Origin of the sequence: Brevibacterium album DSM 18261, assembly GCF_000426445.1 — a bacterium.
GTDB classification, from domain to species: Bacteria; Actinomycetota; Actinomycetes; order Actinomycetales; family Brevibacteriaceae; genus Brevibacterium; species Brevibacterium album.
On sequence record NZ_AUFJ01000009.1, the window covers coordinates 223,007 to 244,566 of the forward strand.

Below are 21,560 nucleotides of genomic sequence, written 5' to 3' on the forward strand. Positions count from 1 at the left end.
GGCAGGAGCCGCCTCCCGCCGGGCCGCTTCGCCCCCGCTCTCTCCGCCCGCCACGCCCTCCCCGGCACACCCAAGGACGCATTCCGTGACCCCACCACCCCGCCTGTCCGTCGTCATCCCGGCCAAGGACGCCGAGGCGCACATCGCCGAGGCGCTCACGTCCCTCACACATCAGGGCGTGCCGGGCGAGGAGCTCGAGGTGGTGCTCGTCGACGACGGCTCGAGCGACCTCACGGGCGAGGTCGCCGCGGGCTTCGCCGACCGCTTCGGCTCCTTCCGGCTGCTGCGCAGCGAGCGTCCCACCGGTGTCGCCGCCGCCCGCAACCGCGGTCTGCGCGCGGCCCGCGGCGAGGCCCTCACCTTCCTCGACGCCGATGACTGGTACGGCAACGGCCATCTCGCGGTCATGCTGGCCGCCCTCGACGCGCTCGGCACGGACTCGGTGCGCACGGACATCATCCTCGCCTCAGGCAAGCACCGCTCGCTCAAGGCGGCCCCGGTCCACCTGCGCGGCCGCCGGCTGCGCTGCGCGGACTACACCGTGCGCGGCTTCGAGCAGACGATGGTGGACTACCCCAATCCGCCCACCGGCGTCTTCCGCCGCCACCTGCTCGATTCCGGACTCCTCCTCTTCGACGAGGACCTGCGCAGCGCGGAGGACCGGGAGTGGAACTGGCGGCTCATGCTCGAGTCCGAGACCTTCGCGGTGGTGGACACGCCGGGGGTCTACTACCGGCGGGACGTCGCCGGCTCGATCACGGCGGTCTACGACGAGACGCAGCTCGACTTCATCGCCAGCTGTGCGAAGACCCTCGCGCGCACCCGCGCCCTCGGCTGTTCGAACGCCCACACGCTCAAGGCCGCGCACAACCTCTTCGCCCTCGCCGATCTCCATCTCCAGCGCCGCGCCGAGATGAGCCGCCGGCTCCGCACGGAGCTGATCCGCCGGGTCGCCGAGGTGGGCGCCGGCCTGTCGGAGGACGACCTCACAGCACTCCTCGGCTCCTTCACCCGCAAGCGGCAGGCCGCGCTGCGTCCCATCCTGCGGGAGATCGAGCGGCGGCGCAGCAGCGCGACCATGCCCCGCCCCACCGCACCCGATACCCCGAGGAGGAGCGCATGAAGCAGGTCTTCGCCGCGTCCTCGTGGCTGCAGCTCGTGAACATCTCCGCCGCGCTCGACTCCGGCCTCCTCGACGAGGCCGAGGAGCGCGTGCTCCTCGTCTGCGACACCCGCCTCGTGAGCGAGGTGGGTCCGTCCTTCGCAGGGCAGCCGGAGGCCGCTCCGCTCGTGGCCCGCTTCGATCGGGTCATCGACCTGAATGCCTGGATCCGGCCCATGCACCCGGCGCAGTGGAGCGTGAAGACCACCGAGCGCGCCGTGTGGGGCAGGCTCCTCGCCCGGGCGTGGGAGCTCGAGGGCGCGGAGATCCAGCTGTTCCTCGAGTCCCTCCAGAGCAGTCCGGCGCAGCCGCTGGCCGCCGTGTTCGCCGACGCGGAGCTCTTCGTCCACTCCGACGGCCTCATGACGTACGGCCCCTCGCGCAACCGGTTCTCCCCACTCGTCTGGCACCGCCTGTCCGGTCTGCTGCACATGGACCTCGTGCCCGGGCTCACCCCCCTCCTGCTCAGCGAGTTCCCGGGGGTGCGGCGCATCCCCGTCCCCGCCGAGGCGCTGCGGGAGGTCATCGCCGACGTCGCCTCCCGCACCGCCGCCGAGGTCTCCCCCGCCCCGCCGGGCTCCGTCCTCGTGATCGGCCAGTACCTCTCGGACATCGGGCTGCTCTCCGTCGAGGAGGAGACCGCGGTGTACGAGGACATGGTCCGCCGCGCGGCCGCCGAAGGAGCGAGCACGGTGCTGTTCAAGGCCCATCCCGCGGCCTCCTCGGCGGTGGGCGGGGTGCTGGAGCAACGGGCCCGGGCCGCGGGCATCGGCTTCGAGCTGCTCCCGGCCTCCCTGCCGGTCGAGGTGTGCGCGGAGCGGATGCGGCCTGAGGCCGTCTACAGCTGCTTCTCCACCGGCATGGTGACGGCCTGGCGCCTCTACGGCACCGCCGCGCGCTCCTTCGGCACGGAGCTGGCCCTCGAGGCCTTCGCACCGTACGAGAACAGCAATCGCATCCCCGTCACCATCTGCCGCGACCTGTTCGGCGACCCGGCGGGCGCGGGTCCGGCGGGCGCAGCCCCGGCAGAAGCGGGTCCGGCGGGCGGTGACGCCGGCGGCGGAGCCGGCACCCGCGCGCAGAGCCCCTACACCCTGCAGGAGCTCGTCGATGCCGTGGGCTACTGCATGCAGTCCCGCATCCTCGCGGTGCTGCGCCCACGGGCCGAGGCGTTCCTCACCGCGCACGGCGCGGAGGCCTCCGCGTACTTCAAGCGCCGCCGCCTCACGAAGCTGGATCTGCCCGGCGGGCTGCCGCCCCGGGCAGGGACGCTGCCGCAGAGGGCGCGCCGGGCTGCGGGCCGCGGCGCGCGCGAGGCTGTGCAGACTGCCGCACACGCGCTGCCGCCTGAGGTGGTGGAGGGCTTCCGGCCGCTTGCGGCGCTGGCCGGGCGGACGGGGCTCAGGATGCGGACGAGCGCTGGACGGGTCGCTGCCGAGGCCGGCGGCCGGGTGCGGAGCGCCCTCGCACGGGCCGCCGGCGGAGCTCCCACGACGGGGGCACATGCTCGACCGGCCCCCGCAGGTGCGCCCACCGGCCCCGGGGCGGCAGGGGAAGGACAGGAGGCCAGGTGACCGAGATGCCCAGGACGCCCGCCGTGCACGCACTCGTCGAATCGCCCTTCCAGTTCCTCTCCGCGCTGGAGGCGCTGCACGCCGTGGCAGGTCCGGCCGATGTGCAGGCGGGAGGCCGGGGCACCGGCCAGCGCGCCGTCGTCCACGTCCGGGCCGAGGCTCGCGGCATGGGCGATTTCCTCGACCGCTTCCCCACCGTGCTGCTGCCTGCCGGGGTCTCCGTCTCACGGAGCCTGCCAACGGCCGCGCAGCTGGTGCGGGAGGGTGCGGAGCGGCTGCTGCTCGGGGATCTGTGCTCGGGCCGGATCCAGCGCATCCTGCTGGAGGGCTGGTTCCTCCGGCGCCTCCCGCGGATCACGGTGCTGGACGACGGTCTCGCGACGCTGTCGGTCATGCGGCAGCTCGTGGCCGGCCCCGGGCCCCTGGAACGACCCAGGCAGCGGCTCGATCCCGTCCGCCGGCAGCTGTCCTCGGCCTTCGCCGCACGCCTGCGCGGGCTCGCGGGCAAGGGCCGCGTCGACTGGTTCACGGCTCTCCGCCCGGATGCCGGGCTCACGGCCGACGTCCGCAGCGCGGGCATCCTCGTGCATCCGCACACCTTCGAGCTCGCGCGAACCCGCGGCACCGGTCTCGCGGCGCTCCCCGCAGCAGATGCGCCTCCGGGAGCCCCGGCGGGCTCCGCAGCCGAGCCCGCACCCGCCTCGCCGGCGGAGGCTCCGGCCGTCGTGATCGGCTCCGCGATGGCCGCTGACGGCCTCGTGCGGGCGGAGAGCTACGAGGCCTGGCTGCGCGAGGTCGCCGCCGCACGGCCGGCCGTGTACTTCCCGCACCGGCGCGAGACCGCCGAGGCGCTCGACCGGATCGCCTGCATTCCGGGGCTCACGGTGGAGAGTGCCGGCCTGCCGCTCGAACTGCGGCTGTCCGCGCTGCCTGCGGGGGCACAGGTGCACAGCGTGCCCTCCACTGCGGTGGTGGGGCTGTCCACCATGCACCCGGGCGCCGCATTCGTCCTCCGGGACGTCCCCGGAGACTGGTGGACCGAGGATGCTCCGCACGGCTTCCGCCGGATGACCGAGGAGAGCTTCCGTATGCTGAGCGCATGGGTGGACGACGCGGCCGGGACGCGGTGCGCGGCGGAGGCGAGCGCGTGCTGAACCGGGGCGACTCCGCGGCGAGGACCGCCGCCGGGCCCCGTCTCCCGTCCGGTCCCGACCGCCCGCGCCTCGTGGCGGTGGCCGACAGCGAGTCGTACCTCAAATGGGCGGCGCGCCTGCTCGACCGCCTCGGGGACTTCGACACCCGGCTCGTGCTCATGGACACCCCAATCCTGCCCGCGGCAGCGCAGATCGAGGCGGCCACGGCCGGCACCTCGTGGGCCGGGCGCAGGCCTGCGGTCATCGGCAGGCGCGGACTCGCCGCACTCCTGACCGAACTGGGGCCGCACATCGTGCTGGCGGCCGCGACGGGGCCGGTGGTCCAGCAGATCCACGCGACCGCGGCCCGGCTGCGCCCGCGGCCGGGGCTGGTCTCCGGGCTGCCTGGGGTGGGGCTGCCGGCGACGGGGAAGGGCGCGCGGTACCGGCGCCTCGGCGATGCCTTCCTCACGCACTCGCACCGCGAGGCGGCCGAGTACGCGCGGGTGTACGCCGGGCTGCGCCTGCCCGCCGAGATCCTCACGACGCGGCTGCCGATGCTCGAATCTCAGGCGCCGCCCGCTGCCCGGGGCGGCGCGGACGGTGTGCGCAGGCTGGTCTTCGCCCCGCAGGCGAAGGTCCCGGTGCGGCGGGAGCAGCGGGAGGCCGTCCTGCGCGCGCTGGCCGCATGGGCCGCGGCTGCGCCCGGGCGCGAGGCGGTCGTCAAGCTGCGCTCGCGGGAGGGCGAGCAGGAGACCCACCACGAGCACGTGAGCTACCGGGAGCTGCTCGCGCAGCTGCGCGCCGCGGGCGAGGCAGGACCGCAGGTGCGCGAGGGGTACGGGCCGATGTCCGATTTCCTCACGCCGTCCTCCGCGCTCGTGACGGTGTCCTCGACCGCCGCCCTCGAATCGCTGGACCGCGGGCTGCCCACCGCGATCATCTCGGATTTCGGGGTGGACGACGAGATGCTCAACGAGGCGTTCGCGGGCTCTGGCACGGAGCGCACGCTCGCGCAGATCGCGGCGGGGGACCTCCCCTTCGCCTCCGAGCGCTGGCTCGAGGAGAACTACTTCCATGCGGAGGACGGGGAGCTCGAGCGCGGGCTCGCACTGCTGGCCCTCCGGGCCCGCGAGCGGCAGCTCCCGGGCCTGCGACGACAGGCCGCGATGCAGGATCTGCGGCGAGTGCGGGCGGAGCTGCGGACGCTGGCGCCCGCGCCGGTGGTGCGCGCCTACCGGGCCGGGGCCGCGGCGGTGCGCGGGCTCAGCCGATGACCTCGCGTTCGGGGGCCGGGGCCTCGCCGCGGTCGGGGAACACCCACGTGCGGTAGATCCAGAAGCGGAAGACCATCGCGAGGCCGATGCCCACGATGTTCGTCGAGATGTTGTAGGTGAGCGGATCGCGTAGCCCCAGCAGGTACCACGTGACGCCGAGCGGCGCGACGACGATGACCATGCCGAGGGCATTGGCGACCGCGAACTTCCAGATGGTGGAGAACTCGGAGCCGGAGTTCCTGCTGCCGTAGGTGAGGAAGCGGTTGCCGAGCCAGGCGACGGCTACGGAGACGACGGTTGAGACGACCTTCGCCTTGACGGGGCTGCCGTCGAGCAGCGCGGGGACGCCCGCGAAGCCGAACAGGAGCAGGTTCGACAGCCCCACGTCCACGATGTAGGCGAGTCCGCCCACGGACAGGAACGAGAAGACCTCGCGCACGAGGCGCCGGAGACGAGCCCAGCGGGAGGCGCGCCGGACGTCCTCAGAGGAGGGGGCGGCGTCCTCGGCAGGTGTGGCGGGCCGGGGCTCGGGGTGCGCGGCGACCTGTCGGGAGCTGTCCAATGCGTGTTTCCTCGGCTGGGATGGGACGCACGGCTGGCACGCCCGAGTTGACGGACACCCACTCTACGACCGATGGCAGGATGCGGGCGCCTCCGACACAGAAGACTTGCTGGGGATCACGTCAGAGCGCTCGCGGTCTCACATGCTCTCGACGTGCCGGGACAAGTGCCGTGGCACGGGCTGATGCTGCCGCCCGGCAGACGAGATGGCGACGGACCGAGGGCGGGAGCGAGTGGAAAGGGGCTTGAGGAGGAGCCCGGCGAGCCGTCTGCTGGGCTCCGAAACGGCCCAGTGCAGAGGCCGGACGGCGAGCAGCTGAGCCAGGGCCCAGGCGAGAAGCGCGCAGAGGACCACCGCACCGATCTGCACCGCTCGCTCATAGCCTCCGTCATAGATCGTCGCCAGGGTGGGAGTGAGCAGGATGACCGCCAGGCCGTGCAGGAGATAGACCGACAGAGAACGTGCCCCGATGGTGGTGACGGATGTTGTCCGATCGGGCACGGCGGTGAGGAGCGCAACAATGGCGAGACCCGCGATGAGATAGAGGCAGAGGCGGATGAAGATGCCGTGGACGAGTCCCACCTCGAGCCATTCGTAGTTCCGGCTGCCGTAGAGCCACTCGCGCTCGAGGTCCGCGACGAACAGGGCAAGCGGCGGGCAGGCCGCAGCGATGACCATGCCGACCCTGAACCACGGCAGCAGAGCGGAGGGCCAGGTGAGCAGGGTGCGGCCGAACACCTTCCCCAGAACGAAGAAGGACCAGAACACGAGCGCGCGCGACAGTGAGAACTCATAGTCCGCGAAGGGCACCGCCCCGGCGAGCAGCCCGGTGGCGACGGAGACCACGACCATGACCCGCGGAGCCCTCTCGATGAGCGGCACCGTGAAGTACCAGGCGATCATCGCGAAGAGGAACCACAGGATCCAGTGCGGCCTGATCCAGCTCCATTCGAAGGGGTCACCGGCCAGCCGCTCCGCGACGTAGTAGACGAGCTGCGCCGCGAGGAGCGTAAGGAGGAGATTGAGGATCCGTTCGCCCAGCCGCTTCGATTTAGCAGTGATGCCCGCGAGGAACACGAAGGCCGGCATGTGGAACGCATAGATCGAGGTGAGCACGAGGCGCCCGAGGCCGTCGTCCCACCCGGAGCTCAATCCCTCAAGCAGATGCCCGAGGACCACGAGCACGATGAGGACGCCCTTGGCGTTGTCGATCCGTCTGTCCCGCACAGGCATCGGGACAAACTAGCATCCGCTTCTGCACTTCCTCCGCATTCGCCTCATCGTCCGCTCATACTTCTTCCAGGAAAAGCAGAACATTCATTCCTCGAATCGCAGGACCGTTGAGGTCAGGAGATTCCCACCCAGCCCCACTCCCCTTTCAGGACGCTCTCTCGAAACTGAGATGTACAGTGCGACAGCAGAAGAGGCGGAGTTCGCCGATGAATCATCGATCTAGGTGAATTACGCTTCACGGCATTTCCCCAACCCAGGAGACCTCGATGGCACAGCTTTCCCTCAGGAGTCGCGCGCACAGGCGCCTCGTCACGGAGACGGTAGCCCGGTCCCGCCGCCTCCCCGTCAGGAAGAACACCGTCCTCTACGAGGCGAATTCCGGACGGGGAGCGGTCTGCAACCCTGAAGCGATATTCCGTGCACTCATGGCAGCACCGGACATGTCCCACCTCAAGCATCTCTGGGTGCTCGAGGAGGACTGCCTGAACGATCCGATCGTCACGGAGTTCGAGAAGGCGAAGAATGTGCGCTTCATCGAGTACAAGTCCCTCGAGTACTACTACGCACTTGGGACAGCCGGGTACCTCATCAACAATTCGACCTTCCCTCCGGAGCTCGCGAAAAGGCCGGAGCAGACCTACATCAACACCTGGCACGGGACGCCGCTGAAGCGGATGGGGTACGACGTCGAGGACGGAGGGCCTGACACCCGGAACATCATCAGGAACTTCCTGGCGGCCGATTGGATACTGTCACCGAACCCCTTCACCACCGAGACCATGCTGCGCAAGGGCTACCGCCTGGACGGGATCTTCCGCGGGAGGATCGCCGAGGTCGGATATCCGCGCATCGACCATCAGTTCACCGACGCGATCGGCCGCAAGGACATCCTCGAACGTCTTCGCGCGAGCGGGACTGCCGTGCCCGCCGGCGCGAAGATCGCTCTGTACGCTCCCACCTGGAAGGGCGCGTCCTTCTACGATCCCCTGGACGAGATGGCCTCCACGGCGGAGTTCGTCACCGAGCTCCAGGAGCGCCTGGGCCCCGGCTGGCGGGTTCTCCTCAAGGTCCATCAGCGCGTCCTCGCGCAGGCGGATGCGCATCCCGAGCTCCGCGACCGGCTCGTGCCGAACCACATCCCTGCCAATACGGCGCTCGCAGTCTCGGATGCACTCATCACCGACTACTCGAGCATCTTCTACGACTACCAGGCCCTCGAACGGCCGATCCTGTTCTACATTCCCGACTACGACTCCTACTCGGGCTACCGCGGCCTCTACCAGGAGCCCGCGGACTGGCCCGGGCCCATCGTCACCACGGTCGAGACCGCGGCGGAGGCTCTCCTCACCGCGCCGGACGAGGCCGTGACGGACCGCCTCCATGCCGCGCGGCAGACCTACAACCCCCACGACGACGGACGGGCGTCGCAGCGTGTGGTGGACCTCGTGTTCCGCGGCAGGGACACCGGCGGGACCGTGATCTCCGACTTCTCGGACGGGCGGACGAGCCTGCTGCTCTATCCGGGCGGCCTGCTGCCCAACGGCATCACGAGCTCGTGCATCAACATGCTCAACTCCCTGGACTTCGACCGATTCGACGTCTCCGTGGCCTACGGCCACAGCACCCGGCCGGATGCGCTCGACTTCCTCAGCCGGATCGACTCCCGCATCCGCTTGCTCCCCCGCATCGGTCGCTTCACCACGGGCAAGAAGCCCGCAGAACAGGTTCTCGGAGCCGAGTTCCCCTGGGGAGACGATGCACGCGCACCGCGCGCCCGGAAGGACTTCCACGACGAGTGGCGGCGCTGCTTCGGAGACGCCCGCTTCGACCACGTCATCGACTTCTCCGGCTACGGGCCACTGTGGGCGGGGGTCTTCGCCGCAGCGCCCTCCGGAGTGAAGTCGATCTGGCAGCACAACGACATGGTCTCCGAGGTGTCCAAGGAGATCAACGACTCCACTCCCCATGAGCGCCGCCTCAAGCAGGTCTTCGACCTGTACAACGACTTCGACACCGTGGTCGCCGTATCGCCCAGCCTCTGCGAGCTCAACCGTGCCGGGCTCCAGCACTATGCGCCCCACACCACCTTCACCTATGCGCGGAACCTCATCGACGGTGAGGCGGCCCTCGCCCGGGCCCGCCCGCAGTTCGAACTGCAGCGGCCCCAGGCCGAGGCTCCGCCGGGAGCCGATCTGCGGACGCAGGTCCGCCTGCTCACCGATGCGTACGGCGGCGAGGCCGTCGCCCAGGCGGTGGAGTTCGAGACCGTGCTCTCGAGGTTCCTGCCGCCGTCGGAGGACACCACCTTCCTCACGATCGGCCGGATGAGCCCCGAGAAGAACCAGGCGAGGATGATCCGCGCATTCGCGCAGGTGCACCGGGAGAACTCGGCCACGCGGCTGGTGATGGTGGGTGACGGAGTTCTCCGTGAGAGCCTGCAGTCACTGGTGCAGAGCCTCGGACTCGCCGATGCTGTGGCATTCACGGGCCAAGTGCCCAACCCCTTCCCGCTGTACGAGGCCGCAGACTGCTTCGTCCTCTCCAGTGACTACGAAGGTCAGCCGATGGTCATACTCGAGGCGAGGGTCCTCGGCCTGCCCATCGTGTCCACCCGGTTCGCCTCGGTGAAGGACGCGCTCAGCAAGGAGCAGGGACTCATCGTCGAACGCTCCGACGAAGCACTCGCCGAGGGTATGCGCGCCTACCTGGAGGGTGCCGTGCCGCAGCAGGAATTCGACTGGAGGGCATACAACGCACGCACACGCGCCGAGTTCCTCTCCGCTGTGAGGGCCGTATGAACCCCGGACGCGCAGGCCGCTCACTGAGGGTGCTGGGGCATCGCCTCACCGCACGGCTGAGGGCGGCGCAGGCGGAGCGGAAGGTGAGCGCGCCCTCACACGCAGGAGCCGCACACCGTGCAGACGACGCAGCCGGAGGAGAGACCACCCCGACAGCGGCACCGGCGGCGTTCGGACCGGTGCACGGAGTGAGAGCAGATCTGCGTGCGGTGCGCTGGGAAGGCTCTGCGCTCCTGGTGGATGGATGGGTGACAGTGGGCGGACGGGCGCGGAAGGCGCCCCCCGTCCTCCGTGTGCTCACGGTCCCCGCGGGCGGCGAGCAGCCGCACTCCGAGACATCCGCCCTCCTCACCGCTGGAACGGAGCTGCCCACGGAGCCCGCGCCCTGGCTCGATGCCAACGGCTTCGTGGACAAGGGCCACGATCTCACCGCCGCGTCCTTCCGGGCCGTGTGCAGGGTGCAGGATCTCTGCGGATCGCCGCACGACCGGCTGCAGCTGGTCGTGCAGTACGGAACGGAGGCCGCAGAGGTCACGCCCTTCACCCACAGGTATCGCTGGGGGTCGGCGGGACATCTGCAGTCGCTCGTAGCGTCCGGCCTCCGCCTCGCGCCGCAGTGGAGCGAGGAACGCGGGCTGTGCCTCCTCCGCTCGGCACCCGAGGCATTCGCCGAGGGGCCGCCGCACCCGGAAGGAGAGCAGCTCACGGTGCCCCTCGGCCTCGTCCCCGGCTTCGCACCGGTGAGCGCGCAGTGGAGTCTGGAGAGGGCCTCGTGCCCGGTGCCGCTGAACCTGACCCACAGCGCCGGCGGCGGCAGCGAGCTGCGGATCGGGCCGGTCGTCGGCGCCCCTGACCCCGGCTCCTGGGCCATCGCTCTCACCGGTGACGACGGCACCCGCAGACACGTGCACTGGAGTGCCGCGGACTGGGAGCCGGTTCCGTTCGCCGGCTGCACGCTGGAGAGAGGGACAGGCGGCCTGGTGCGGCTGACCCGCGCACCCCGCCGCTGCCCGGCCGCGGATGTGACGCTGTCCGACGCGCACCTCGCGATCACGCTGGCTGCGACGGCACCGGACTCCGTCTCGCATCTGCTGCTCCGCGGGGCCCGCACGGAGCTCCGCGGTGAGCGCGCGGAGGCGTCGCGCTTCAGCATCCCCCTGGCACACCGCGCGTGGCGGGCGGAGATCGACGCGCCGCCCTCCGGCGGGTATCGCGCCTGGGCCGTGCTCGAGGACGGGGACGAGGTCCCCGTGGTCCTCACCGGGCCGCTGAGCGCCCGGACTCCGCTCCCCCTGCAGGGTCCCGCCGCCGTCCGCGCCGAGCACGCGCCGGACGGACAGCTCTACTTCGACTTCGCCGCGCCGCTCGGCCTCGACGAGAGGGGGCGCAGCAGCCGCAGATCGCTGGCCTCTGCCTGGACCGGCCCCGGCAAACCTTCCCCTGCCGACGGTGTGTTCCTGGAATCCTGGTACGGCAAGACCGTCTCGGACAACCCACCGGCCCTCCTCGAGGCTCTGCAGGCGGAGGGCGTGCCCGGCCCCTACTACGTCACGGTGGCGGACCGTTCGGTGGAGTACCCGGCCCAGGCGGAGCCGGTCATCGCGGGCAGCCGCGCGTACTGGCAGGCACTGGGCGCCAGCAGGCTGGTCGTCTTCAACACCTGGCTGCCGAGCGGGTTCAGGAGGCACAAGGACCAGTACATCGTCCAGACCTGGCACGGCACGCCCCTCAAGGCTCTCGGTGCGGACGTGCCCCACCGGCGCGGCAAGCCGGAAGCGGTCGAGCGGCTGCGGAAGGGCTCCCGCGAATGGGATCTCCTCCTCTCCCAGAACCCCTACTCCACGGAGATCCTCCGCCGCGCCTATGCCTTCGAGGGCGAGGTCGCGGAGACCGGGTATCCGCGCAACGACCGTCTGGGCGGCAGCGGAAAGGATGCGCTGCGCGCGCGTGCCCGTGCGGACCTGGGCCTCTCCCCCGAGGCCGTGGTGGTCCTCTACGCCCCCACGTTCCGCCCGGAGGCCAAGGGCAGCCTCGGCCCCCTGGACACAGCGGGGCTCATGGCACGCCTTCCCGAGGACGCCGTGCTCCTCGCGCGGGGCCACAGCGTCACCCTGCGGCGGGGGAAAGACCTCAGGAGCGACCGGGTGGTGGATGTGACCTCGTATCCGGAACCCGCTGACCTCATGGCCGCGGCCGACTGCCTGGTCACCGACTACTCCTCCATCATGTTCGACTTCGCCGTCACGGGCAGGCCGATCCTGTACTTCACCCCCGACTACGAGGACTACCTGGAGACCGGCAGAGGCGGATACTTCGATCTCGCCGCCGAGGCTCCGGGACCGCTGCTGCGCACGGAGACCGCGCTCGCGAAGGCGCTCACGGAGACCCTCTACGGAGGCTGGACCCCGTCCGAGGCCTACAGGCGCTGGCAGCGGGAGTTCGTCCCCCACGACGACGGGGAGGCCGCCCGCAGACTGGCCGCCCGGATCTCCGCGGCGCTGCGCTGAGACCGACCAGGGAGGAATCATGTCGACCATCGTCAATCTCGTTCCCAATCCCAGCTTCGAGCAGACCGCTCCCGGAACCCGGGGACGCTCGGACTTCGAGATGCCCTATGCGGAGGGCGGCCTCTACACGCACGTGCACAACACCGCCCGGGCCTCGACCGCCTGGTGCGCCGGCGGCCGGCAGTCGGTGTTCGTGGAGGGGACGAGCCGCAGCAGCGACACCCACATCGCTCCGGGAGGGCGGAATGAGGAGGGCGCCTTCCGTCTGGGCATGCGCCCGGGCGAGACATACACGGCACAGGTCACCGTCCACCTCGAGGAGCGGCTCCGGGGCGCGCTGCACAAGGACGCCCTCACGATTGCGCTCGGCTGCGTCATGGGCGGGAGGACGGACTGGCGGGTCGCGGTCTCGGAACCGGCCCCCAACAGGCCCGGTACACGGCAGCTGACACTCACCTTCACCGTGCCGGCGGAGGCCACCGTCGCCTGGATCCGTCTGGTGTGCGGCATGAGCGCAGGCGCAGGCGGAGTGCACTGGGACGACTTCATGCTCACACAGTCGCCGGGCGCCCTCCCCTACTTCGACGGAGACACGCCGGAGGACGCCTGCTTCACCTATGGCTGGACCGGAGCGAGGCAGGTCTCCCCGTCCACGCGGACACTGAAGGACCCGGACCTGCTGCTGCGCGATCCCAGGACGCGGGAGCCGTTGGACGAGGAGCGGCTGCAGGGCGTCTGCCACCTGCTCGCGGAGGCGGGCACGGCGGAGGAGCTCGCGCTGGTGTCGGACCACATCAGGCAGCTGCCGGCGCTCACGGAAGAGACGGCGAAGACGCTCACGACGATGCTCGCGGAGGCACAGGAGCGCATGGAACGGACGCGCGCCCGGGTCACGGCCTCGGCCGGCCTGGAGCGCGTGCCGGAACACCAGGTGCAGAAGGCCCGCGCGCTGCTCAACGAGCGGCGGTGGCGCTCCGCCGCGGCCGCCTATGAACGAGCTGTCGCCCTCGCTCCGGAAGACGCGCAGCTGCGGTACGAGCTCGCCGAGGCCTACGACCGGGTGCGCGACGACGCCTCCAGCCTGCGAGTGTGCAGGGAGGCGGTCGCGCTCGACGACCCGCTGCCGTTCGATGCGCGCGCCGCGCTGGAGACCTACCCGCGGGCGTTCCGAGCGAGGAGGACCACGGGTCTCTTCGTGGCGGAGAGGCTCGCGGAGATCAGGCGCCGAGCGGATGCCGCACCAGGAGGAGAGGGGAGCGTGGGCGGCCCACTCCCGGTCTTCAGCTACTGGGCACAGGGCAGGTCCTCGGCGCCGCCCCTGGTGCAGCGCTGTCTCGCACGGATCGAGGAGGCCGCGGAGGGCAGTGCGCACGTGCTCAGCGATGCGGACCTCCCCTACTACGTGAGCATCCCCCGGAACATCGAGGCCGCGGTGGGGGCGAACAAGACGTACTTCTCAGACATCCTCCGGGTCGAACTGCTGCACCGCTACGGAGGCGCCTGGCTGGACTCCACCTGCTGGCTGGGAACGGCGGCGGCGCCGTTCCTGGACCGCTGTCTTACGGCCGGTTTCACCGCCCCGAGCTACACCGGGCCGCGCATCTCGAGCTGGTTCATGGCGGCGCGGCCGGGCAACCGGATCGTCGCGCTCCTCCGCTCCGCGCTGCACCTGTGGTGGGAAGAGCACCCGTACCTGCCCCACTACTACCATCTGCATCACGTGTTCGAGATGCTCTACCGGCTCGACGAGGAATTCCGGCAGGAGTGGGATGCCGCGTACGCCCCTTCGTCACAGGCCGCGCACGCGTTCCACGCACGGCTGCTGGAACCGCGCAGCGGTGTGGACGTAGAGGCGATCCTCCGCCGCTCTCCCGTGCAGAAGCTGCGCTACAAGTACGACCCCGCGGCGGTGACGCCAGACCTGCTCGTGGCGCACCTGGTGCGCGGGGATGCTGCGCTTACGCGCGTGCCACGGGCGGAGTAGGCCTCCGGGCGATATCGTCGCTCGCGTCCTGCGCAGCGGACCTCCCCCTGCACACGCTGCGCTGATTCAGAACAGGCCCGTGATCCGCCCCTCGGCATCGACGTCGATGCGTTCGGCGGCCGGAGAGGCCGGCAGGCCCGGCATCGTCATGATGTCGCCGCAGATCGCCACGATGAAACCGGCCCCTGCGGACAGCCGGACGTCCCGGACCGTGAGGGTGTGACCCTCGGGTGCCCCGCGCAGGGTGGGATCGGAGCTCAGCGAATACTGGGTCTTGGCCACGCACACGGGCAGCTCGCCGTAGCCCTCCTCGGCGAATCTGCGCAGCTTCGCCGCGACGGAGGAGGGGATGTCCACCTCTCCGGCCCGGTAGATCTTCGAGGCGATCTTCTCCAGCTTCTCCTCGGGGGTGTCGCCGAGCGCATAGGAGCGCGGCGGCTCCGCGGCAGCGGCTGCACCGGTGCCCTCCTCCGCCGCCTCGCGCTCCGCGACCGCGGCGATGACGGCATCCGCGAGGTCGAGCGCCCCTTCCCCGCCGCGGGCCCAGTGCTCGGCGGGCACCGCACGCACACCCAGGCCGTTCAGATGCTCGACCGCCGCGGCCACCTCCGCATCCGTGTCGCTGGGGAAGCGGTTGAGGCTGACCACGGGAGTGAGACCGTACACCTCACGCAGCACATTCAGGTGGTGTTCGAGGTTGGACATGCCCGCGAGCATCGCCTCGACGTTCTCGGCCTCGAGATCCGCCTTCTCGACCCCTCCGTGGTACTTGAGCGCACGGACGGTCGCGACGACGCAGACGGCGTCCGGCCAGATGCCGGCGGAGCGCGTCTTGATGTCGAGGAACTTCTCCGCGCCCAGATCCGCCCCGAAGCCGGCCTCGGTGACCGCCCAGTCGCCGAGCGCCATCGCGGCCTTCGTCGCGAGGACGCTGTTGCAGCCGTGTGCGATGTTCGCGAAGGGCCCGCCGTGGATGAACGCGGGAGTGTGCTCGAGGGTCTGCACCAGATTGGGGGCGAGCGCATCGCGCAGCAGCGCGGTCATCGCGCCCTCCGCCCCGATGTCGGCGACGGTGACGGGCTTCCGGTCGCGGGTGTGTGCGAGCACGATGCGCGAGAGACGGTCGCGCAGGTCCTCGATCCCCGTCGCGAGGCAGAAGATCGCCATGACCTCGCTCGCGACGACGATGTCGAAGCCGTCCTCGCGCGGGACCCCGCCGCCGAGCCCTCCGAGCCCGATCACCGTGCTCCGCAGGGCGCGGTCGTTGAGATCGACGACCCGCCTGATGTGGATGCGGCGGACGTCCACGTTGAGCTCGTTGCCGTGCTGGATGTGGTTGTCCAGCATCGTCGCGGCGAGGTTATTGGCCAGTGCGATCGCGTTGAAGTCGCCCGTGAAGTGGAGGTTGATGTCCTCCATCGGCACCACCTGGGCATGACCGCCTCCGGCGGCTCCGCCCTTCATGCCGAAGACGGGGCCCAGGCTGGGCTCGCGGAGCGCGAGGACCGCATTGCCCGTGGGCTCCCCGCCTGCGGCCTCACGACGGCGGTTGCGCTCGTTGAGGCCGTCGGCCAGGCCGATGCTCGTGGTCGTCTTGCCCTCACCGGCCGGCGTGGGGCTCATCGCCGTGACGAGGACCAGCTTCCCCGGCCTGCGCTCCTCCTCGATCCGCCGCAGGATGGCCAGCGGCACCTTCGCCTTGGTCCATCCGTAGGGGACGAGGTCCTCCGTGGGCACCCCCACGGACTCGGCGATCTCCGTGATCCGCTTCAGCGACGCTGCCTGTGCGATCTCCAAGTCGATGCTCATGGGGCCATTCTGCCTGACTCGTACGGTGTCGATCACACCGCACATGCCGAGGTCCCGTGTCACCGCGGAGGGCCGAGGCGAACACGGGGCGGCGGAGGGGGCAGCGGGCGACGATCTCGGCGGCTCAGCCGAGCACTGCGCGACGGAACTCCTCGACGACCTCCGCGTTGTACTGCGCAGGGTCGAGCCGCCGCGCGCCGGTCTCACCGCGGAGGTACGCTCGCATGCCTTCGGCCAGCGCATCGACGGAGCGCTCCACGATGAGCCCGTCGCTGCCCTCCATCGCGCTCTCCGCGGAGCCGAACCGCGTGGTGAGGACGGGCAGGCCGAGTACTCGCGCCTCGAGGATCACGATGGGCTGGCCCTCGTAGTCGCTGGACATCACGAAGCAGTCGGATTCCGCCATCACGCCGTAGGGGTTGGAGAGCACGCCGGTGAAGGTGACGGCCCGGGCGATCCCGAGGGATCCGGCGAGCGCGGCGAGCTCCGTCCCCAGCGGTCCCCCGCCGATGATGACGAGCCGCGTGTCCTGGGCTTCCGCATGAACCTGCGCGAAGGCGCGGAGCAGACGCTCGTGGTTCTTCTCCGGGGACAGCCGACCGACCGTCACGAACACCTTCTCGCCACTGCGGACGAGATCGGCGGCGGATGCCTGGCGCTGCACCTCGGCCAGCACCGCTTCGAAGGAGAACGCCTCTCCCAGCGCCGTGACGGCTGCGCCGAGCTCGCCGCCCTGCGCCGCGCGTCCGATCGCGGCAGCGGTGTCCGCCCGCGGCCCGTCCGACAACTGGGCGTCCGCGGAGGGCACTGGGACCCCGCCCCGTTACATTCATTGGTAGGTCCTCACCAGAGGATCTGGTCGCTGGCCCTGGTATGGCTGTCTTGCCCTGTCATCGATGGTCCGGGGGGATGTTGCCGCCAGGAGTCCAGGACACGCGTTGACTGCTGATAGGGACGCGGCCCAGCCTCGGTTGAGGTCTCTTCGTAACGTGGGCGCCAGTATCGGGTGTCATGACACCAGCGACCAGGGATACAACAGGACAAGGGAGCCTGTCATGACACCCGAATACGCCATCACGCTGGGACTCGACGTCGGGAAGTCCGCCCATCACGGGTGCGCTCTCACACCCGAGGGCCAACGGGTCTACGACCACGAACTGCCCCAAGACGAGACCGCGCTGCGCGCGGTGATCACTGATCTGCAGGAACACGGTGCGGTGCTCGTCGTCGTGGATCAGCCGAACATGATCGGTGCACTGCCGATCGCGGTAGCCCGCGACGTCGGCGCGGATGTCGCCTACCTGCCCGGCCTGGCAATGAGGAAGGCCGCCGACCTGCACCCCGGTAGGTCGAAGACCGACGCCCGGGATGCGTTAATCATCGCCGACACAGCCCGGACAATGCCGCACACCCTCCGTGCTGTCGACCGAGATTCCGACGTGCTGTCGGCGTTGAAGGTGCTGTCCGGGTTCGACGAGGACCTGGCAAGGGAATCGACCAGAGCGATCAACCGGCTGCGGTCCCTCCTGGTCCAGATCTACCCCTCCTTGGAGCGCGTCTTCGCAGGCGTCACCCTCACTCGAGCGATCGTGTTGGAGCTGTTCATCCGCTATCACGGGCCCGCCGGGCTCAAGGCTGCCGGCAGGGCTGGTGTGAAGCGGTGGGCGCGGAACCACAGCCGCAAAGATCCCGGCCCGCTCATCGACCAAGCCTTCGCGGCACTGGCTGAGCAGACCGTCACGGTGCCCGGCGCCGACGCAGTCGAGCTCGTCATCCCAAGAGTCGCCGCACAGATCAAGGAGCTCAAGCATCAGCGGAACATCGTCGCTGGTGAAGTCGAGAAACTGGTCGATGACTTCCCTCTTTCCCAGGTCTTGACGTCCATGCCGGGAGTCGGAGTCAAGACCGCAGCGCAGATCCTCCTGGCCGCTGGCGACATGTCCGCGTTCCCCACCCCAGGCCACCTGGCTGCCTATGCCGGGATCGCTCCGGTGACCAGCCGGTCGGGGACCTCGATCCGGGGTGAGTTCCCCGCGAGGGCTGGGAACAAGCGGTTGAAGAACGCGTTGTTCCGGTCCGCGTGGGTCGCGTCGTGTCACGACCCGCGATCGCAGGCGTACTACGAGCGGAAACGTGGTGAGGGGAAGCGTCACAACGCTGCGGTCATGTGCTTAGCTCGTCGCCGCCTGAACGTCATGTACGCGATGATCAAGACTGGGACTCTCTATGAGCCCCGCGTCCCCACGGTTGCTTAACAACAACCATAGGGACACCCCACACTCCGCATGGCAGAGGATCACCCCTTCGCCATGTGCGCCTATATCCACACCGACACCATCGCGATCGAAGCGGATGTGGATTGCTATTTCTGGGTGCGCCATGCGGACGAACAATCGGCGGGCAAGCACCTCACGGGCCATATCCTGCCGGTCGAGGAGTTCTACCGCTGTTTCTACGCCGTCTTCCGGATGATCGAGTCCAGCGCCGAGGCCCCCGTCGCGCGCCGGGAGTTCGCCCGTGCCGCCTACTGGAACAGACTGCTCACGTTCGACCTCGTGACCGAATTCCGGCGGAAGCGGGACGTGGAGGACGCGGAGCTCTCTCTCGAGACCGCACGGTCGATCGCGGAGGAGTTCGGCGCATCCGCCGCCTCTCCAGCCCTCAGCCCCAAAGCGCGCTTCATGCTCCTACTGCTGACGAACGGAGACCTCGAACTCCTCCGGGTCGGGCTCAGCGCTCTGCGGTAGCTCTGTCTAGATTCGCGCTGGCCGTCTCCATCGAGAGCCTCACAGGGCAACGGGAGAATGAAAAGCGAAAGGCATTATGATATGCTACGAAGGTGGCAACACTGAACGCAGCAGTCAACCCGGGGACCAGGACATGACGAAGCGCTACCTTATGCGGCTCGGAAAGACGCCCTTCGAGGCGATCGACGGATTCGATACGCTGGAAAGAAACTCCATCGGCGGAAACAATGGGAATCTGATATTCGGAGCAGCATCGCACAAACTCTTCTCAACGGAGGGAACAGAGGTCGAGGCCAACAGGTATGTAATAAACCGCCATATGGCAGACCGAGTCAACGACGAGTACGACGGCTTCATCCTTCCCCTCGCCAATGCATTTCGTCCGAGCTTCGAGACTGAGATGCTGCGCACTGCAGAGTTTATCGAGAAACTCACGATTCCCTTCATCATGCTCTCAGGCGGCGTGCAGATACCCGCGTCAGGAGACACCGCAGCACTCCGCAAGATGGAGCCCACGATCAAGCGCTTCGCACGGGCAGTGCTGAACAAGTCCAGCGCCCTGTCAGTACGCGGAGAGAAATCCGCGGAATACCTTCGATCCCTGGGCTTCAGTGATGTCGAAGTGATCGGCTGCCCCTCCATGACGATGAACGGCCCAGGCCACACCGTGAGACCCTCGACGTCCATTTCCGAGGGCGCACCTATCGCCTATAATATTGAAACCTCCAACCCCTTCGGGGCAGCGCTCATCAGAGATGCCGAGGAACGGTTCAACGCTGTCTACATGCCACAGGACAGAGCGACACTTGAAATGCTCCTCTGGGGAACCTCTCCGCACCCCGGGTCCTCACCCGAATACCCCCTGAACAAACATCACCGACAGTTCGCCGACAATGTGGCTGAATATCACCTTGACGCGTCAACCTGGATCGGCCGCATGTCAGACATGGAATTCTCATTCGGAGCGCGGATCCACGGAAACATCGCTGCGGTGCTTGCAGGGACTCCGGCGGTCGTTCTCGCACATGACCAGCGCACACTGGAGCTCGCGGAGTACCACGAGATACCACATCTCGACGCACAGAGCGACCGCATCCCCGACACAGTGGAAGAGCTTTTCGGAAATGCGGACTTCACCGCCTTCAATTCCGGGCACACCGAGCGCTTCGACAAGGTGGAGAAGTATCTTCACGAAAACGGCTTCAGCCACATCTACGAGCGAGGGCAGGAGAAAGCCCTCGAGGAGTATTCTGAGAAGCTCCGCGAGACTGCGTTCCCGAACGCCCAGAAAAGCACATTGGCAGGGGCTTCGAAAGATGTCCAGAAGATGATGGAGATCATCCAGACAAGGCATGCAGCCACGAGCAAGTCACTGAAGAAGTCGAATCACCAGCACGAATCCATGCGGAAGAAGGTGGCCGACCTCGCACGGCGCGTGCATGGCTCGGAGCGCAGCGATCGCGCCGGGAACAGGAGCACGGATCTTTTCAAGCGGGCGCTGAGGCGGCTCTCAAGCGGGAGGTAGGTGCCGCATCCACCGTCTCCGCGCCTCGCCCCCGCTTGCTGCTCATGAGGTCGAGGCGCGCCGCATCCGGTTCGCACCGACTTCCGAGCGACGACTGGGGGTGAGATGATACACGCCTATACGCCGTGTCTGCCCTCGCCGAGAGGAGCGGCGTCGGTTGCTGCCGCGCTCCCGCCGGTGCTCTGCAGAACGGTCCATTCGTGATCATTCCGGCGACCGACACCTCACCCTCGTGCGCGGACTGCACTCCTCACGATCTCGTCGAGTCCGTACTCGGCCTTCCAAGACAGTTCCGCCGCAATTCGGCTCACATCCGCCACGAGTTGCGGCGGATCGCCTGCCCGCCGGTCTCCCATCTCCGGCACCACGGCCTGTCCAGTGCTCTCCGCAATCGCCACGATGACCTCGTTCACGGAGGCGCCCTGCCCGGTTCCCACATTGAACACGGTCTCCGCGGGCTCCCCCATTGCCAGGTAGTCGAGGGCAGCGATGTGCGCCTCGGCCAGATCCTTCACATGAACGTAGTCGCGGATGCACGTCCCGTCCGGTGTGGGATAGTCGTCGCCGAAGACGATGGGCGCCTTCCCCGCCGCCAGCCGGTCGAGCACGATGGGGATGAGGTTCATGACCGCAGTGTCCGCGAGATCGTCCCAGCCCGCGCCGGCCACATTGAAGTACCGCAGCTTGGCCGCCCGCAGACCGGTCGCGCGGATCGCGTTGTCGATCATCCACTCTCCGATCAGCTTGGTCTGACCGTAAGGGTTGATGGGGCGGCACTCGATGTCCTCGTGGACCATCGGCACGTCCGGCATGCCGTAGACGGCTGCGGACGAGGAGAACACCAGCGCACCGACTTCCGTGCGCTGCATCGCCGCAAGCAGATTCGCCAGCCCGCTGACGTTCTGCCGGTAGTACCAGACGGGATGCTCGACGGACTCACCCACCTGCTTCTTCGCGGCGAAATGGATGACGGAGTCCACGTCGTGACGGAGCAGGACGTCCGTGAGCGCGTCCTCGGCGTCCGCGGCGGAGAGGTCGATCCTCTCTAGAGGATGTGCGCCGATCCTCGCGAGGACCCCGTTCGAGAGGTCGTCGACGACCACCACGCCGTCGCCGCGCTCCTCGAGCAGGCGTACCACATGGGAGCCGATGTACCCGGCACCGCCGGTAACCAGAACAGTCATTTTCCTCACCTCGACGGCCGGCACGGCCGCTTCTCCGATCTCGATTCGTAGGTCTGCGAGCGCCA

Annotated in this window: 15 protein-coding genes; 10 read left to right on the top strand and 5 right to left on the bottom strand. The window is 69.0% G+C overall.

From position 1 onward, the window contains the following. Window positions 1-85: 85 nt before the first annotated feature. Genes K318_RS18480 through K318_RS18490 form a run of 4 tightly spaced genes read left to right on the top strand, consistent with a single transcriptional unit; the run spans window position 86 to window position 5,146 of the window. Window positions 86-1,123 carry a glycosyltransferase family 2 protein gene (locus K318_RS18480; RefSeq protein WP_051297307.1) on the top strand — a complete coding sequence of 346 codons (1,038 nt, stop codon included), beginning with the start codon at window positions 86-88 and terminating at the stop codon, window positions 1,121-1,123. Further along, entirely contained in the window at window positions 1,120-2,736 is a 1,617-nt protein-coding gene (locus K318_RS18485) for a polysialyltransferase family glycosyltransferase (protein WP_051297308.1), read from the top strand. The genes K318_RS18480 and K318_RS18485 overlap by 4 nt, the downstream gene beginning before the upstream one ends. Next, the gene (locus K318_RS0101125) at window positions 2,733-3,890 is read left to right on the top strand and encodes a hypothetical protein (RefSeq protein WP_029088106.1); all 1,158 of its coding nucleotides are present in this window, start codon (window positions 2,733-2,735) and stop codon (window positions 3,888-3,890) included. Before K318_RS18485 ends, K318_RS0101125 begins: the two co-directional genes overlap by 4 nt. After that, window positions 3,836-5,146: a DUF6716 putative glycosyltransferase gene (locus K318_RS18490; protein ID WP_245579724.1), complete on the top strand. Its 1,311-nt coding sequence runs from the start codon at window positions 3,836-3,838 to the stop codon at window positions 5,144-5,146. Before K318_RS0101125 ends, K318_RS18490 begins: the two co-directional genes overlap by 55 nt. On the opposite strand, the gene K318_RS18495 is transcribed toward K318_RS18490, so the two are convergent. Continuing rightward, complete coding sequence (locus tag K318_RS18495) at window positions 5,136-5,708, bottom strand: GtrA family protein (protein WP_084499480.1); 573 nt, start codon at window positions 5,706-5,708, stop codon at window positions 5,136-5,138. The two genes, K318_RS18490 and K318_RS18495, sit on opposite strands and share 11 nt — an antisense overlap. 138 nt (window positions 5,709-5,846) lie before the next feature. Further along, entirely contained in the window at window positions 5,847-6,941 is a 1,095-nt protein-coding gene (locus K318_RS18500; RefSeq protein ID WP_051297309.1) for an acyltransferase family protein, read from the bottom strand. Between the two features lie 266 nt (window positions 6,942-7,207). Between K318_RS18500 and K318_RS0101145 the strand changes: the two genes are divergently transcribed. From K318_RS0101145 to K318_RS0101155, 3 genes are all read left to right on the top strand, one after another. Beyond that, window positions 7,208-9,739 (top strand): glycosyltransferase, encoded by a 2,532-nt coding sequence (locus tag K318_RS0101145; protein ID WP_035280143.1) that lies wholly within the window; start codon window positions 7,208-7,210, stop codon window positions 9,737-9,739. Window positions 9,740-9,987: 248 nt separating this feature from the next. Beyond that, on the top strand, window positions 9,988-12,246 hold the full coding sequence (locus K318_RS23290; RefSeq protein ID WP_156913730.1) for a CDP-glycerol glycerophosphotransferase family protein: 2,259 nt from the start codon (window positions 9,988-9,990) through the stop codon (window positions 12,244-12,246). A 19-nt stretch (window positions 12,247-12,265) separates the two neighbouring features. Beyond that, window positions 12,266-14,230, top strand: coding sequence for a capsular polysaccharide synthesis protein (locus tag K318_RS0101155; RefSeq protein ID WP_029088109.1), 1,965 nt, complete (start codon window positions 12,266-12,268; stop codon window positions 14,228-14,230). A 66-nt stretch (window positions 14,231-14,296) separates the two neighbouring features. Here the strand turns inward: K318_RS0101155 and K318_RS0101160 are convergent, their stop codons facing one another. After that, window positions 14,297-16,039: a formate--tetrahydrofolate ligase gene (locus tag K318_RS0101160; protein WP_029088110.1), complete on the bottom strand. Its 1,743-nt coding sequence runs from the start codon at window positions 16,037-16,039 to the stop codon at window positions 14,297-14,299. A 124-nt stretch (window positions 16,040-16,163) separates the two neighbouring features. Further along, complete coding sequence (locus K318_RS0101165) at window positions 16,164-16,826, bottom strand: glycosyltransferase (protein WP_169721429.1); 663 nt, start codon at window positions 16,824-16,826, stop codon at window positions 16,164-16,166. A gap of 268 nt (window positions 16,827-17,094) precedes the next feature. Between K318_RS0101165 and K318_RS0101170 the strand changes: the two genes are divergently transcribed. The 3 genes from K318_RS0101170 (at window position 17,095) to K318_RS18505 (ending at window position 20,311) form a co-directional block, all read left to right on the top strand. Continuing rightward, window positions 17,095-18,294 carry an IS110 family RNA-guided transposase gene (locus K318_RS0101170; protein ID WP_029088112.1) on the top strand — a complete coding sequence of 400 codons (1,200 nt, stop codon included), beginning with the start codon at window positions 17,095-17,097 and terminating at the stop codon, window positions 18,292-18,294. A gap of 30 nt (window positions 18,295-18,324) precedes the next feature. Next, a complete protein-coding gene (locus tag K318_RS0101175) occupies window positions 18,325-18,786 on the top strand; it encodes a hypothetical protein (RefSeq protein WP_035280144.1) in 462 nt (153 codons plus the stop codon). Window positions 18,787-18,919: 133 nt separating this feature from the next. After that, window positions 18,920-20,311, top strand: a complete 1,392-nt coding sequence (locus K318_RS18505; protein ID WP_084499481.1) for a polysaccharide pyruvyl transferase family protein — start codon at window positions 18,920-18,922, stop codon at window positions 20,309-20,311. Window positions 20,312-20,535: 224 nt separating this feature from the next. Here K318_RS18505 and galE read toward each other — a convergent pair whose 3' ends face one another. Then, window positions 20,536-21,495 carry a UDP-glucose 4-epimerase GalE gene (gene galE / locus K318_RS0101185; RefSeq protein WP_029088114.1) on the bottom strand — a complete coding sequence of 320 codons (960 nt, stop codon included), beginning with the start codon at window positions 21,493-21,495 and terminating at the stop codon, window positions 20,536-20,538. Window positions 21,496-21,560: the final 65 nt, after the last annotated feature.